The following is a 14,515-nucleotide window of genomic DNA, read 5'->3' as shown; positions in this document are numbered from 1 at the left end:
AATATAGCAAATTATCGCTTTAAAGAAAAGTGACCTTTAATGTTTCTTCCATTTTCTAAAAATAAAGAAAACCAATAATCGGTGGCAGGCAAAAGAGCTCCCTCCAAAGTGCCATCCCATCCTTGGTGATTGGCTTTGATTTCTTTAATGAATTGGCCGTACCGATTGAAAATATAGATTTTAGAATTGGGTTGGTTTAAATTTTTAATTTCCCAAATATCATTGAACCCATCACCATTTGGCGTAAAAAAACGAGGGTAATCTAATACATAAATTAATTGAGAAACACTTCCACATCCATTCATGTCTTTCACAGTAACCAAGTATTCTCCAGGTTCTACGTTGGTAAAAATGGGGCTATCCTGAAAATAATTTCCATCTAATGAAAATTGATAATCTCCCAAACCTGAATAATTAATTTGTACTGTGTTTTGGCTTCCTACAAAATCAAAAATAGTAATGGAGTTGATAATCGCGATGCTAGAAGGCGTAATTACAAACGTTTTGGTGGCTTTACATCCTTGACTATTTGTTACAGTAACCGAATAAGTTCCTATTTCTGTAATCGTAATGCGTGGCGTAATTTCACCGGTGTTCCATAAGTAACTTACATAAATTGGACTTACTTCAATGAAATAAGATTCATCTTCACACAACGAAAGTTCTTCTGTTTCAAAATTATCAGGTTCAAAGACGTTAATTTGTAATGTGATAGGAATTATTCCTAAACAGTTTAAACCATCTGTTACACGTGCAAAAAGTTGGGCAGAAAAGGGAGTTGGGTTTGCATATAAATTAGGTACCGCATTACTTTGTGTTTGAGCATCTGCAACCGAAGCGTAATAAGCAACTTGTAAACCTGATCCAGAAAAATTGGCTAAAATAATTGGTGAGACTTCGGTACTTAAATTAATAACCGTTATTCCGTCGGCTATTTCGTCTTCATCGCATAAAGAAATGGATGGAATTACAATGGAAGTTGTTGATGTGGTTAACGTGACTTCTGAAATTCCAAAACAACCAAACGTATTTTCTAAACGAGCATAAATAACTTGATTAGGAATAGTATTTTGAAAATTTGCGATATTGGTTAAGGTGTTTTGAACAGTAAACGCTTCTGCAAAACTTAAAAAATATTTGGGAGGCCCCGTATTTAAGTTGCTTCCAATAATGGTTGTATTTGCTTCTGATAAATTAAAAATAGCCAATCCATCGGAATCCGAATCACATTGGGTTAAGGTGGTGTTATTCGGAATAGGATTAGCACTGTATTCAATTACAATTTCACCAAACGAAGAACAAGTAGGATTGAAAATAACTTCAACTTTATAAACACCAAATTCTGCAACCGAATACGTTGATTGGGTTTCTGTGTTTAATAAAATATTATTGCGGTACCATTTATAACCAATTGCATTGGGTGTGTTTGCATCTAATAAAAGCGTTTCATTTTCACATAAGGGGTTATTTGTAGAAAATAAACGATCTTGGCCCAAGTCCGTTTCTACAGAAAAACTTCCTCCGCCAAGAAAAATAGCTGAATCATATAAATTATTTCCTTGGTCGGCAATTACTAATTTGATATGGTATAAAACACCGGGAGTGACTAAACTTTGTGCTTTTAGAATTTTAGTTTGACCATTAAAATTGGTAGGATGCTCACTGCCATTAAAAGCATCAAAATAAATTTCATTCGCTGGCGGACAAATAGTTCCACTTCCGCGAACGGTTGGTATTTTTACAGGAATGGCTGTGCCTGGAACTACCGCTAAATTGGTATATTGGTCCTGACTTCCTACTTCTTTTAGCAAAAAAGCAAAACCATCAGAATAATTACATTGATTTGAACTCGGATTGGATAAATATTGCTCTGAAGAAAAAATATAATCAAAACTAATTTTATTAGCAAAGGGCAAAAAATCAAATTCGATAATGGTCGCGTTTACGGTATTATTTTCATTGATGGCTTGCTGCAAATCAATGTCGCCACCCCAATTTGTTGGGCCTTCACTTAATAAACTAGTGTTTGGACCAACAGCAGAACTAGCCCTGCCGTTTGAAATAATTACGCCATCCTGAAAAGGAAACGTGCTGCTACTCCGATTAAAATAGCCATAACTATTTCCGTTTGCAAACGCCCAACCTGAAACGGTTATATTAGAAACATTGGCACATGAACTATTGATAAGTACGTTTTGAACTAAATCTTCAACCGATTGATTATCATCAACGGTAATATATTGTGCTTCTGCAGTTTGGAAAGCAACAAAAAGAAAGAGGATAATAAAAATGTTTTTGGTAAGCTTCATAGCGTCTGCAAAGATACTACAAATCTCGTTTTTTTAGAATTTTATAAGACATTAACACAAAAATAACAATCCAAAATAGCACGATTAACATCGAATACCAATGAACACTATAATCCTTTGCATTGGCTGCTCCGCCAATGGTTTCTTCGATGTTTTTCACGACTGATAATCGGCTTATTGGTTCTTTGATTAAATTTGACATCGATTCTAAAGGTAAAAACTGTGTTATTTTTTGATAATTGTCTGAATTATCGAATACTTTCCACTTTAAAAAACCAATGATAATTCCTTCAATAATATTCCAAATAAATAAAAAACCGAGGGCAAAGGCAGAACGTTTGACTAAAATTCCCAAGAACAAACAGAAAGAGAAAAAAGCAGTTAATTTTAAGAAATAAGCCAAAAGATAGTCTAAATCTGAAAATATAATCCCTATTTCATTATAGGAAGAAAAACTCAAACCCAATAAAAGTGACATGATGAAAACGAAAATAGTCGACCCTAAAGCAAAGACTACGACTGTTAAAAACTTGGATTGAATAAATTCTTTTTTGCTCAATCCGTCAATTAAATTTTGCTTTAATGTGCCATAAGAATACTCATTGGCCATCATAGAAACAATGACAATCGCTAGAAACAATTTTAAAATTGCGGCGATATAGGTGTTAAAATGCCAGATATATGGAAAATTAAAAATTCCTTGGTCGGCAAGGTGCAATTCAAAACTTCCAATTTTAAATTTGATAGAAGCTATTAATGCGATGAAAGAAAGGATAACAAAATAAGAAATAGTCAAAACACGACTTGCTCGGTTTTTCCAGATTTTTTGAAATTCTATTTGAAGTAATCGTAGCATAAGGATGACAATTTATAGCGATTGATTTGAATTGGTGAGTTGTAAAAACTGTTCTTCTAAACTGTGTTTCCGCTTGACAAGATGTGAAAGATACATTCCTTTTTCTGCCAAGAATTGATTCAATTCGTGAGCTTCTAACGGAAGTTTGAGATAAACAAAAAGTTTGTCATCTTCTGTGACCAGTTTGTCAATAGCAACATGATTTTGAAGCAGTTGACGTAGATTTTCAAGGTTTTCTGCTTGTAATTCAAAAAAACCTTCATTTGCCATCATACTATCTACTTTTCCGGCATATAGAATTTCACCTTTGCGAAGAACCAATACGTGAGTACATACTTTTTCAACTTCATCTAACAAATGCGAGGCTAATAAAATTGTCGTTCCTTGACTAGCAATTTGCTTAATGATATCCCGAATTTGTCTAATTCCTTGTGGGTCTAAACCATTGGTTGGTTCGTCTAGAATTAAAATTTCAGGTTCATTTAATAGAGCCGAAGCAATGGCTAAGCGTTGTTTCATTCCCAATGAAAAAGTGCTGAATTTACTGTCTTTTCGGTCTAAAAGACCAACTAATTCTAGTTTTTCGTGTACTTTAGAATAGGAGGTGCCTTTGATTTTGCAAACTAATTCCAGGTTTTCTTGAGCAGTCATATACGGATAAAAGTTAGGACGCTCAATAATGGCTCCCACTTTTTTTAATGCTTCGTGGGTTTCTAATTTGCCTCCAAACCAACGATATTCTCCCGAAGTTTTGTTGACTACATTCAAAACAATTCCTAAAGTGGTTGATTTTCCGCTTCCGTTTGGCCCTAAAATGCCATACACATTGCCTTTTTTAATTTCTAAGGATACATTTTTAACAGCATGAACAGGACCGAATCGCTTGTTCAAGTTTTCAATGGTGAGTATAGTTTCCAAAATAATTTTTTTTATCGTCTTAAATAGGACGACAGAAATGCAGATTTGTTACGTATTCTAAAAATTAAAAAGCAACTATTTTATAGAAGTAGAATTTGAAAAACTTAGGAATTTTGAAAATGTAATTTCTTTTTTTGAAAAATCATCCGTAAGGTTTCATTAATTTCCAATAATTCGGGCGTGAGTTTAGTAAGCCGACCATGGGAATCATCTGTCATTTCCTTGCCACAACAGCTACATTTGTATTCGCTAAAATGATTAGTGATTTTTCTTTTTGTTTGGTATTTGTGTCCGAGTAGGTTACAAATAATGGTCACATTTAAAAAGTTGCTAGAAGTAAAGTAAGTTTTCATAAGCCTAGTTATTTTTATGAAAATTAAAATTAGTAAATTATCGATAAAAACCATAAAATTATCGATAAAATGCTAAAAAACAATGTTTTATAGTGTAAATGACTACAAATATTTTGAATTAAATTAAAAAATCCTCAAAATATAAAACCTTGAGGATTTGTGAGTTAAGTTAGGGTTGTGCTTTTAGGATTTTTGTTCTTTATTGAAATAGACTAAGTAATAATACATTTGTTTTTCTTCATCCCATCCTTTTTCAACATATTTTTCTGCACTTTCCGGATTAATAAAATCTAATTTAATTTGAATATTTGTATCTAAATTAATCACGTTTTTAATTTTCTTTCTTGCATCGGATACGGCCGCATTGGCAATCGGGAAATTTGTAACGTCTTCAATACTATATTTTTCTCCTTTATCAACTTTATAACTCTTAAATTCTGGAATTAAATCGGGATTGTCCATAACTTCATTCAGAAAGTTACTTTCTTCAAATTCATCGTTTTTAGCAAAATAATTTACAGAACGATTCATAAACATTACTTCTTGCTTTTTATCTTCTGCTGGAAAAACAACGTCTTTCGCAAAATCCTGACAGAATTTTAAGTATTTTTTTGTGATAAAATTTTCATCTTGAAAAGCATCTACATTTAAAAAGTGTTCTAACCAGTAGCGAGCATCGTATCGATTACTATCGACGGTTAAGATTTTATATCCTTCGTCTTTTTTGTAATTAAAAATTAAACAACCCTTGTCTAATTTATTCAAATTGATACCGTGTTGCAATAGCATTTCAAGGTTGCTCCCTTTTTCTTCAAATTGCAAAAAGTCGGCTTGAAGTTCGCTTTTAAAAACACCGATGGCATCAACTTGGTTGTTGTCAATGGTTAAATGGGTAAAATGAACGACATAAACTTCTCCATTTTTAATATGGGGATGGTTGGATTGTTCAAATAAATGCTTCGTAATTTTTTTGGAAACCTCATGAGCAGAAGCGGGATTGTCAAAAACTTCAGTTGCTAATTTGTACATGTCGTGGTATTCCAAATCTACTTCATGAGCAAACTGGTAATAGTTTTCTTCTTTTTCGCGAAACGATTTTAGAAAAAATTCTTTTAATAACGGAACAATTTCATCATTGGTTTTATAAGCTTGTTCTGAAAGGAAAAGGGCTTCGTTCCGACTTTTATTTCCAACTCGATGGATGGATAAGGATTCGATATGGGCGTTGAATAAATTAATCATAAGGTTCTAAGGTGCAAAGGCACTAGGTTCTAAGGTTTTAGTTTCGTTCTTTAATTTTTTTAATAAATGAAATTAGCATTCTTTCAAGCTCTCTTGAATCATCATAAAGAATAATAAAATCATTTACATTCAATTAGTCAATGTTTTTTGCAATTTCTATTTGAGTTTGCAACTCAAATAGAGAACTTAATGAAATGTTCAAGAATTTTAGATAATCATACTTTCCATCTCTTCCATAACCCTCTGCTATGTTACTCGGAATTGAAACAGAACTTCTTCTAATTTGAGATGTTAATCCAAAGAGTTCTTCTTTCGGGAATAATTTTGTTGATTGATAAATTTTGGTTACTAAGGTCATGGCCTTTTGCCAAATTAGAAGGTCTTTAAATGTGCTCATAATAGAATTTGTATGGTTTGTAATAAAATGAAATACAAATGAAATCAAATTCTGGCACACTTCCAAACCTCAGCACCTCAGAGACTAGTGCCTCAGCACCTTAAACTTAATTCCAATTTTCCTCAAATCCAAAATCTTCAAAGCTATCATCACCATCAAATAAATCTAAATCGTCTTCATCTAAATCGTCTTCAAACTCAGAAAATAAAGAGTCTTCGTCGGCTTCAAAATTGGGGTCATTACCTAAAGGCATTTCACCTAGTGAATACAATAATTCCGGATATGTTGCTCCAACTTCTTGATTTTCAATTGCGGCTAATTCGATCAAAAATGTCCACATATTCATGAAATCATAGACATAAATAATCTTGGTTTGCTTTTCATACAACAAATCTTCAAGAGTGAAATCTGACATTATTCGCATTTCGCCTGGTTCATCGCCAGTGTCAAAAAGCGGAATTTCATCTTCTTGATTCCAATTGTCGTCACAAGTATAAAAGGAAGCCATTTCACTACCATCAAAACCAAAAGCATTCACTAAAGCATTGTGTAAATCTTCTAAGCTATCCGTTTTTTTTATTGCTAAATCTCTAAAAATATCTTCTTCTGTATCGAGAATAGCTCGTAATTTATAAATCATTTGCATTGCATTTTAAGGAAGGCAAAAGTAACCATTATTTATTATTTTTTTGCTCAAACAATGCATTTGTTGATAAGATTTTTAGTTAATCAACTGCTTTATTTTGGCATGTTGCAAAAGCATAATTGTTTTGGCATCTTTAATTTCGCCCGTATAAATCATTTCTAAGGCCGTGTTAAAATCGATTTCTAATACTTCAATATGTTCATGTTCTTCTTTTAATCCGCCGCCTTCACTTACTTTCATTTCGGGTGAATAGGCTGCTGTAAAAAAATATAAAATTTCGGTCACTGCTCCAGATGACATATAGGCTTCAAAGATTTTTTCAACTGTTTCAATGCGATAACCAACTTCTTCTTCGGTTTCTCTTTTGATACAAACTTCGGGGTCGTGCTCATCTAATAAACCAGCACAAACCTCAATCATCATTCCGCTTTTATTCCCGTTTAAAAAAGTGGGCAATCGAAATTGACGTGTCAAGATAACGGTTTGCTTTTCTTTATTATAAAGTAAAATCGCTGCTCCATTTCCTCGGTCATAGACTTCTCTTCGTTGAATTTCCATTTCTCCATTTTCTGGTGTAAACTCGTAGGTTACCTTATTGAGTATATACCAATTATCAGAAAGTAAATCGGTTTTTAGAATGTTTATTTTTGGATTCATTTTTTAAAAGTCATTTTTACAAATATCGAGAATTAGATTATGATTTAGAGCGAAATAATTTTTGTTTTTATAAGTATGCAATCGATTTCAACTTTATTAATGGTTTCAGTTGCTGGATTTTTTCTCTTTGATACGATTCAGTCACTTTTTTTGACAATTCAGTCACTTTCATTTTTTATTAGGGTTGATTCATGTCAATTTTGACTCATCAAATCAAAACAGATGAAAACCAATTTACTCTTATTCTTTTTATTTAGTTCACTTTCGCTTTTCGCACAGATAGAAATTTCCGGAAAAATAATCGACGAAAAAGGAGAGCCGATTCAGGGAGCAAATGTCTATTTAAACGGAACTTATGATGGGGCTTCTACCGATGAAAAGGGGCTTTTTAAATTTAAAACCAATACAGAAGGGATGCAGCTTTTGGTGGTTAGTTTTTTATCTTTTGAAACTTTAAAAAAGACGATTGAGGTGACCAATTTTCAAAATCAAATTTTAAAACTAAACGAAAGTGTCAATACCTTAGATGCGGTAATCTTAACCGCTGGAACGTTTGAGGCTGGTGATAAAGCAAGAGTTTCTGTTTTAAAACCTTTAGATATTGTAACCACTGCAGGAGCTGTTGGTGATATTATTGGAGCATTGGCCACGTTGCCGGGAGCACAAACTGTGGGTGAAAGTAATCGATTGTTTGTTCGTGGTGGGGAAGCAGACGAAACGCAAACTTTTGTAGACGGATTGCGAGTTGCCCAACCTTATGGTGTTGCAGCAAATGAATTGCCCACAAGAGGTCGGTTTTCTCCTTTTTTATTTAGTGGAATTTCTTTCTCAACGGGAGGATATAGTGAAGAATATGGTGAAGCGTTGTCAAGTGTTTTGTTGTTAAATACAAACGATGATGTGAAACAAGAACAAACAGAAATTTCTGTAATGACCGTTGGTCTAGGATTAGGAAATACGCAACGTTGGGGTAAAAGTTCATTAACTTTTAATCTCTCGTATGTAAATTTAGCACCTTATCAATTGCTGGTGCAGCAACGTGTTGATTGGAATAAGCCCTATCAAACCCTTGCGGGTGAAACGGTTTTTAGACGTGAATTTAAAAACGGTTTACTTAAAATTTATGCTTCTTTAGATGTAGCCGATTTTGATTTGAATCAAGAAGATATCAATCAACTAAATAAAATTCGCTTTGATTTAACCAACACCAATTTTTATGGAAATGCATCCTATAAAGGGACTTTTGGAACTAATTGGAATATCCAAACAGGGATGAGTTATGGAATTAGCAATAATTCTATTCAGATTAATACGAGTTTAGTTGACAATGTAGAATTTGCTTCGCATTTTAAAACGAAACTTTCCAAAAAAATAACGGAACGTATCAAAATTAGTGGTGGATTAGATTATTTTATTACGCAGTTTGCCGAAGACTACGACTCAAATGATGGCCTAACTTTTTCTTCGGGTTATCATAATAGTATTGCTGCAGCATACGTTGGTAGTGATATTTTCTTCAATAAAAGAATGGCACTAAAATTTGGACTTCGGGCGGCCAATGCCTCTCTTTTAAATGAATTTCATGTTTCGCCTCGCCTTGCTTTTGCCTATAAAGTTTCTGCAAAAGGTCAATTTTCTATTGCCTATGGTGATTTTACGCAAACACCAAAACAAGAATACATCAAATATACGTCCGATTTACTCTCTGAAAGAGCGTCGCATTATATTCTCAATTATCAATATTATCACGATGGGAAAACCTTTCGTGTAGAAACATATTATAAAAATTATACTGATTTAGTGAAATTCGACACTACAACTCCTCAATTTGATTCGAATTATTCTTCTAACGGAACAGGTTTTGCTCAAGGCTTGGATGTTTTTTGGCGAGATAACAAAACTGTTAAGAATTTGGAATATTGGATTTCGTATTCCTACATTGATACAAAACGGGATTATAAAGATTATCCCAGCGAAGCTCAACCGAGTTTTATTGCTAATCATACGTTGTCGGTTGTGACCAAAAAATGGATTGAAAATTGGAAATCTCAACTTGGTTTTTCGTATACGTTAAATTCAGGTAGACCTTATAACAATCCAAATGCATCACAATTTATGGATGGAAAAACCAAACCTTATCAAAATTTAAGTTTTAATTGGGCTTATTTAATAGCTGCACAAAAAATTCTTTATTTTTCTGTTTCTAATATCATGGGAACTAACAATATTTTTGGCTATCAATATGCCAATACACCAAATGTCAATGGCGAATTTGAAAGAAGAGCTATCACGCAACCTGCCAACAGATTCTTTTTTGTTGGTTTCTTTTGGACGATAAGCGATGATAAAAAGTCAAACCAATTGGATAATTTGTAGGAGGAGTTTCTGAGTTTCTAAGATGCTAAGGCCCTGAGTTACGCAGCTACTCAGTCCCTCAGTCCCTCAGAAAAAAAACAATTCATCCACAAAAAACAACAACTCGGTCAATCTCTTTTTATAATTTACTAGAATCGCCCGAAATTTGAAATATCAAAAAACAACTCTTAATTATCTAACATTTAAAAAAGTAGCATCATGACAAAAATTATTGTAATCCTCGTTTTAATGGCAACCTCGCTTTTATCAGCTCAAACTGATTATTCAGAAAATATGCAAAAGGCATTCGCTCTTTGGGAAGCAGGAAAAAACACAGAAGCTTCAGCTGTTTTTGAACGTATTGCTTCGGTTGAAAAGGAAAATTGGTTACCGAATTATTACATAGCTTTGGTAAACACAACAACTGCTTTTGAAACGAAGGATAAAGATAAAGTGAGCAATCTATTGGCTAAAGCACAAAATGTGATGGATAAAGAACTAGCTCTAAACCCCGAAAATGCTGAATTATTAGTTTTGCAAGCGATGATTCATACGGCCTGGATTGTCTTTGACCCGATGACTAACGGAATGAAATTATCGGGTAAAGTAATGGAACTATATGGAAAAGCGGAAGAAATTGCACCAAATAATCCCAGAGTGGTTTTAAATAAGGCTGAATTTGAAATCGGTTCTGCTCAGTTTTTTGGAACAGATATACAACCTCTATGTGCTCAAATTGCAAAATCTATTGAACTTTTTGCTACTTTTAAACCGGAGACTGCTTTTTCTCCAAATTGGGGATTAGAACGAGCCCAAGAAGCGGCCAAAAATTGTAAATAAATTAAAAATGAATAAGTATATTAAAGAGTTTCCAAGAGCAACATTCATTTCTTTATCAGTACTCATTATCTTATTATTGTTAAGAGTAATTAATGGAAATGAGATTAAATTAGATCAAAATTTATATTTGAATATAGTTGTAACAATGCTTTATGGCTACTCTTTATATTATGCAAATACTTTTGTATTTATTCAATTAGATAGATTTTTCGAAGAAAATAGATTTGATAAGCGAAGAATTTTTATTGGATTTATACTTTCATTTATAATTTCGCTATTTACTATTTTTCTCATGCGAATTGTGGAGGAAGTGCTAATAGAAAAAATGTCTTTTCAAGAATTCTTGATGAATGAGAGACCATCAAATTATTTGGTAGCCATAATTATAACTTTGATAGTTACTTTAGCAATTCATGCTTTTTATTTTTATAAAGCTTTTCAAGAAAATAAAATAAAAGAACAAAAAATCATTGCTGGAACAGCTTCAGCCAAGTTTGAAAGTTTAAAAAACCAAATTGATCCTCATTTTTTATTTAATAGTTTAAATGTTTTGAGTTCATTAATTGAAGAAAATCCTGCAAATGCCCAAAAGTTTACTACTTCATTATCTAAAATATATCGTTATGTTTTAGAACAAAAAGACAAAGAATTGGTTACCGTTGCTGAAGAGCTAGCTTTCGCAAAAACCTATATGAACTTATTAAAAATGCGTTTTGAAAACAGTATAACTTTTGAAATGCCAGAATTTGAGATTGATTCAGAACTCGCAATGACAGATGCAAAAGTGGTCCCGTTATCTTTGCAATTGTTATTAGAAAACACCATCAAACATAATATTGTTAGTGAAAAAAAACCATTAAACATTAAAATTAGTATAATAAACAACGAATTAATAGTAGAAAACAACAAACAAAAAAAGGAAGTTTTACAAGATAGAAGAGGAGTTGGGCTTCAAAATATTGTAAGTCGATATGCCATTTTAACCCAAAGAAATGTGCTAGTAGAAGATACTGATGAATATTTCAGAATAAAGCTTCCCATTTTAACAAAACAAATAACAGTGATGGAAAAAACCTATAATTACAACGAACAAACAGCTTATGACAGAGCTAAAGACAGAGTAGAGAAGTTAAAAGGCTTTTATGCCAATCTTATTTCTTATTGTACCGTAATTCCAATTCTAATACTAATAAATATGAACACTTCCAGTTTTCAATGGTTTTGGTTTCCGATGTTAGGGTGGGGAATGGGCTTGACTTTCCACGCCTTAGAAACCTTTGGTTACGGAAGGTCATGGGAAGAAAAGAAAATTCAAGAAATATTACAAAAAGGAAATAAAGAAGAATCAAAATGGAACTAGTTATGGAAACAAAAAATGATTTTGAACGCTATCAAAAAGCTAAAAAACAAGTACAAGAATTAAAAGGATTTTACAGTCATTTATTAATTTATTTGATAGTAATGATTGTAATAGTATACATCAATCTAAAATATACACCGGAAGTTTTATGGTTTATTTGGACTATGCTTGGTTGGGGAATTGGTGTGTTTTTTCATGCGATGCGAGTGTTTAACTATTTCCCATTTTTTAATAATGATTGGGAAAGTAGAAAGATTAAACAATTTATGGAAGAAGAAAAGTCAACAAAAAATAAACTTCAATAAGATGAGTATAGAAAGCAGAACACAAAGAAGAATGGATAAAAATGAGTTTAAAAATTATACTCCAACAAGTCCAGAAGACGCTAAATATTATGAAGCTCTAAAAAAAGTAAAACGAATCAAAGGGTTTTATACGCATGCCATGGTTTATGTGGTAATAAACATTATGATTGTAATTATAAATGTCCAAAATATGGAGGTTGGAGAAAGTTATTTTCGGATGCAAAACATGACAACATTACTATTTTGGGGAATTGGTTTATTAGCTCATGGATTATCTGTTTTTTTACCAGGAATGATTTTAGGAAATAATTGGGAGGAACGAAAAATTAAAGAGTTGATGGAAAAAGATAAAAATAATAAATGGGAATAATTATTTCAAAATCAAAAATCAACATCAAAAATCAATTTTAGAATGAATATAATTATAATCGAAGACGAAAAACCAGCTGCAAGATTATTGCAACGAAAAGTTGAAAAATTAGGGTTAGAAGTGAATACACTTTTACATTCGGTAGAAGAAGCATTGTTCTGGTTTCAAAACAATATTCATCCTGATTTAATTTTTTTAGATATTCAACTTTCGGATGGATTATCGTTTGAGATTTTTGAACAAATAGAAATTAAAAGTTCGATTATTTTTACCACCGCATTTGATGAATATGCGTTGAAAGCCTTTAAATTAAATAGTATCGATTATTTGCTAAAGCCTATTGATGAAGAAGAACTTTCAATTGCTATTGCAAAATTTAAAAATCAACTCCAAAAAAGTAGTGTTTCAAATTTGGATTTCGAGATGATTAGAAAAATGTTAATCAATCCTATTGACAAAAATTATAAACAACGTTTTACAATTAAAATTGGAGAACACCTTAAAATGATTTCTATAGAAGAAATTGAATGTTTGTATAGTGAAAATAAAGGAACTTATCTTCATACTTATGACAACAGAGATTATCTTTTAGACGGTACCTTAGAACAACTCGAATCTGAATTAGATCCTGCTCATTTTTTTAGAGTAAGTAGAAAATTTATTATTCCACTAAAAGCAATGAAAGATATTGTAGTTTATAGTAATTCGCGACTTAAAATTATTTTACCAACATATAAAATGGATGAAATCATTGTGAGTCGTGAACGGGTCAACGATTTTAAAGAATGGTTGGGATAAAAAAAACCGTTTCAACATCTTGAAACGGTTTTTAGTATTTATTTAGCGTAGTTTATAACTCTTCAAAAGTTTGTTCTACATTCGGACTCGCTTTTCTAGAATTGATTGTTTTATTGTCTGCTCCAGTAATAAAAGCTACAAATTCAATTTTGTTTTTGTTTGCTATGTTAGCCGGAATGTCTAAAGAAAATGACTTTGAATAGGTTTTACCCACTGTAGTTTCAGAACTGGCTATTGGCATTCCAAAAAGTGGAGTTAAACACGATTTCAACACATGATCATGTTGAAAATTTATGAGCGTTGCCGCACCACCGTAAAAATTAGTATAATTTACTTGGTCATAAATTAAGCCGTCTTCTAGAATATACACCACCAAATTTAAACCTTCAAAATCTTTACTGAATTTTACGTCTACCCCTAAGTTAATCGTAGTTGCTGTAACTTCACTCGTGATAGCTAAACCTAATTTTGGATTTTCACCTTGCGTCAAATTTATTACTTGTGTAATATTATTTTGTTCCAAAGGTTGCCAACGAGTCATTCTATTTAATAATGCTTTTGGATAACCCGACATTCCTAAATAAGTTTCTAATTCACTTGAATCAAAATTATAAGGATCATAATTGGCGTCAGCAGGGTTAGAGCTCGAGCGATGAATAGCCACTGATATAACTTGATTAGATTGCTGTTTAGCTAATTCAATTGCATGAGCAACACGTGGACAATTTCCACACCAAGTTCCTGTATAATCTTCAATGAGAACATTTTTTACAAAATTAATTTCGGAACCGTCCTGAAAACTAATAGTTAAAGGTTCAGAAAGAACTCCATAATATTCGGCTTGAACAACATAACTAGACACTTCATCAGAGGTGAATGTATTTCCTTCAATTTCAATTGAATTCACCGTTATTTTAGCATCTTCCGTTACATTTGTCCCATTATTGGTATTCACTGTAAAAACAATGGTTTCTCCAATAATTTTTATAGAACTATCAGCCGTTAAACTAATAGATTCAACGGATTCAATTATTTTATAATCGGTACTACAAGAAAAAAAGGTAAAAACAAGAACGAAGAGGCTAATAAGACTAGCTTTTTGCATTATA

General features: G+C 32.3%; 15 protein-coding genes. 6 read left to right on the top strand and 9 right to left on the bottom strand.

Annotated features, from left to right (window positions below; translation table 11 throughout):
• Positions 1–11: 11 nt before the first annotated feature.
• The 8 genes from PHR76_RS05690 to nudK form a co-directional block, all read right to left on the bottom strand.
• On the bottom strand, positions 12–2,309 hold the full coding sequence (locus tag PHR76_RS05690) for a choice-of-anchor L domain-containing protein (protein WP_300059447.1): 2,298 nt from the start codon (positions 2,307–2,309) through the stop codon (positions 12–14).
• 16 nt (positions 2,310–2,325) lie between these two features.
• Positions 2,326–3,165, bottom strand: a complete 840-nt coding sequence (locus PHR76_RS05685; RefSeq protein WP_300059445.1) for an ABC transporter permease — start codon at positions 3,163–3,165, stop codon at positions 2,326–2,328.
• A 12-nt stretch (positions 3,166–3,177) separates the two neighbouring features.
• Entirely contained in the window at positions 3,178–4,083 is a 906-nt protein-coding gene (locus PHR76_RS05680) for an ATP-binding cassette domain-containing protein (protein WP_300059443.1), read from the bottom strand.
• A gap of 104 nt (positions 4,084–4,187) precedes the next feature.
• Positions 4,188–4,436: a hypothetical protein gene (locus tag PHR76_RS05675; protein WP_300059442.1), complete on the bottom strand. Its 249-nt coding sequence runs from the start codon at positions 4,434–4,436 to the stop codon at positions 4,188–4,190.
• A 183-nt stretch (positions 4,437–4,619) separates the two neighbouring features.
• Positions 4,620–5,678, bottom strand: coding sequence for a nucleoid-associated protein (locus tag PHR76_RS05670; RefSeq protein WP_300059440.1), 1,059 nt, complete (start codon positions 5,676–5,678; stop codon positions 4,620–4,622).
• Positions 5,679–5,811: 133 nt separating this feature from the next.
• Positions 5,812–6,075, bottom strand: a complete 264-nt coding sequence (locus PHR76_RS05665; RefSeq protein WP_366143570.1) for a four helix bundle protein — start codon at positions 6,073–6,075, stop codon at positions 5,812–5,814.
• Between the two features lie 106 nt (positions 6,076–6,181).
• Positions 6,182–6,715: a hypothetical protein gene (locus PHR76_RS05660; protein ID WP_300059438.1), complete on the bottom strand. Its 534-nt coding sequence runs from the start codon at positions 6,713–6,715 to the stop codon at positions 6,182–6,184.
• An 81-nt stretch (positions 6,716–6,796) separates the two neighbouring features.
• Entirely contained in the window at positions 6,797–7,378 is a 582-nt protein-coding gene (nudK, locus tag PHR76_RS05655) for a GDP-mannose pyrophosphatase NudK (RefSeq protein ID WP_300059436.1), read from the bottom strand.
• Positions 7,379–7,600: 222 nt separating this feature from the next.
• Here nudK and PHR76_RS05650 point away from each other — a divergent pair, with 222 nt between their 5' ends.
• The 6 genes from PHR76_RS05650 to PHR76_RS05625 all read left to right on the top strand — a co-directional run bounded on the left by PHR76_RS05650 (position 7,601) and on the right by PHR76_RS05625 (position 13,406).
• Positions 7,601–9,754, top strand: a complete 2,154-nt coding sequence (locus tag PHR76_RS05650) for a TonB-dependent receptor (protein ID WP_300059434.1) — start codon at positions 7,601–7,603, stop codon at positions 9,752–9,754.
• 198 nt (positions 9,755–9,952) lie between these two features.
• Positions 9,953–10,573 carry a hypothetical protein gene (locus PHR76_RS05645; protein ID WP_300059432.1) on the top strand — a complete coding sequence of 207 codons (621 nt, stop codon included), beginning with the start codon at positions 9,953–9,955 and terminating at the stop codon, positions 10,571–10,573.
• 7 nt (positions 10,574–10,580) lie between these two features.
• Complete coding sequence (locus tag PHR76_RS05640; protein ID WP_300059430.1) at positions 10,581–11,933, top strand: 2TM domain-containing protein; 1,353 nt, start codon at positions 10,581–10,583, stop codon at positions 11,931–11,933.
• Positions 11,934–11,935: 2 nt separating this feature from the next.
• Positions 11,936–12,238, top strand: coding sequence for a 2TM domain-containing protein (locus PHR76_RS05635; RefSeq protein WP_300059428.1), 303 nt, complete (start codon positions 11,936–11,938; stop codon positions 12,236–12,238).
• A gap of 1 nt (position 12,239) precedes the next feature.
• Entirely contained in the window at positions 12,240–12,608 is a 369-nt protein-coding gene (locus PHR76_RS05630) for a 2TM domain-containing protein (RefSeq protein ID WP_300059426.1), read from the top strand.
• Positions 12,609–12,650: 42 nt separating this feature from the next.
• Positions 12,651–13,406, top strand: coding sequence for a LytTR family DNA-binding domain-containing protein (locus PHR76_RS05625; protein WP_300059424.1), 756 nt, complete (start codon positions 12,651–12,653; stop codon positions 13,404–13,406).
• 52 nt (positions 13,407–13,458) lie between these two features.
• On the opposite strand, the gene PHR76_RS05620 is transcribed toward PHR76_RS05625, so the two are convergent.
• Entirely contained in the window at positions 13,459–14,511 is a 1,053-nt protein-coding gene (locus PHR76_RS05620; protein ID WP_300059422.1) for an Omp28-related outer membrane protein, read from the bottom strand.
• Between the last annotated feature and the right edge of the window lie 4 nt (positions 14,512–14,515).

The sequence above is a fragment of the Flavobacterium sp. genome (genome assembly GCF_028689845.1).
Lineage (GTDB): Bacteria > Bacteroidota > Bacteroidia > Flavobacteriales > Flavobacteriaceae > Flavobacterium.
Note: the sequence above shows the minus strand (reverse complement) of the source record. Positions and strands in the feature narration are given on the sequence as shown.

Bases quoted from the DNA above. Each gene is read 5' to 3' on its own strand.
- PHR76_RS05690 (WP_300059447.1), bottom strand. From the start codon at position 2,309: ATGAAGCTTACCAAAAACATTTTTATTATCCTCTTTCTTTTTGTTGCT.
- PHR76_RS05685 (WP_300059445.1), bottom strand. From the start codon at position 3,165: ATGCTACGATTACTTCAAATAGAATTTCAAAAAATCTGGAAAAACCGA.
- PHR76_RS05675 (WP_300059442.1), bottom strand. From the start codon at position 4,436: ATGAAAACTTACTTTACTTCTAGCAACTTTTTAAATGTGACCATTATT.
- PHR76_RS05670 (WP_300059440.1), bottom strand. From the start codon at position 5,678: ATGATTAATTTATTCAACGCCCATATCGAATCCTTATCCATCCATCGA.
- PHR76_RS05665 (WP_366143570.1), bottom strand. From the start codon at position 6,075: ATGAGCACATTTAAAGACCTTCTAATTTGGCAAAAGGCCATGACCTTA.
- PHR76_RS05660 (WP_300059438.1), bottom strand. From the start codon at position 6,715: ATGATTTATAAATTACGAGCTATTCTCGATACAGAAGAAGATATTTTT.
- nudK (WP_300059436.1), bottom strand. From the start codon at position 7,378: ATGAATCCAAAAATAAACATTCTAAAAACCGATTTACTTTCTGATAAT.
- PHR76_RS05650 (WP_300059434.1), top strand. From the start codon at position 7,601: ATGAAAACCAATTTACTCTTATTCTTTTTATTTAGTTCACTTTCGCTT.
- PHR76_RS05645 (WP_300059432.1), top strand. From the start codon at position 9,953: ATGACAAAAATTATTGTAATCCTCGTTTTAATGGCAACCTCGCTTTTA.
- PHR76_RS05640 (WP_300059430.1), top strand. From the start codon at position 10,581: ATGAATAAGTATATTAAAGAGTTTCCAAGAGCAACATTCATTTCTTTA.
- PHR76_RS05635 (WP_300059428.1), top strand. From the start codon at position 11,936: ATGGAAACAAAAAATGATTTTGAACGCTATCAAAAAGCTAAAAAACAA.
- PHR76_RS05630 (WP_300059426.1), top strand. From the start codon at position 12,240: ATGAGTATAGAAAGCAGAACACAAAGAAGAATGGATAAAAATGAGTTT.
- PHR76_RS05625 (WP_300059424.1), top strand. From the start codon at position 12,651: ATGAATATAATTATAATCGAAGACGAAAAACCAGCTGCAAGATTATTG.
- PHR76_RS05620 (WP_300059422.1), bottom strand. From the start codon at position 14,511: ATGCAAAAAGCTAGTCTTATTAGCCTCTTCGTTCTTGTTTTTACCTTT.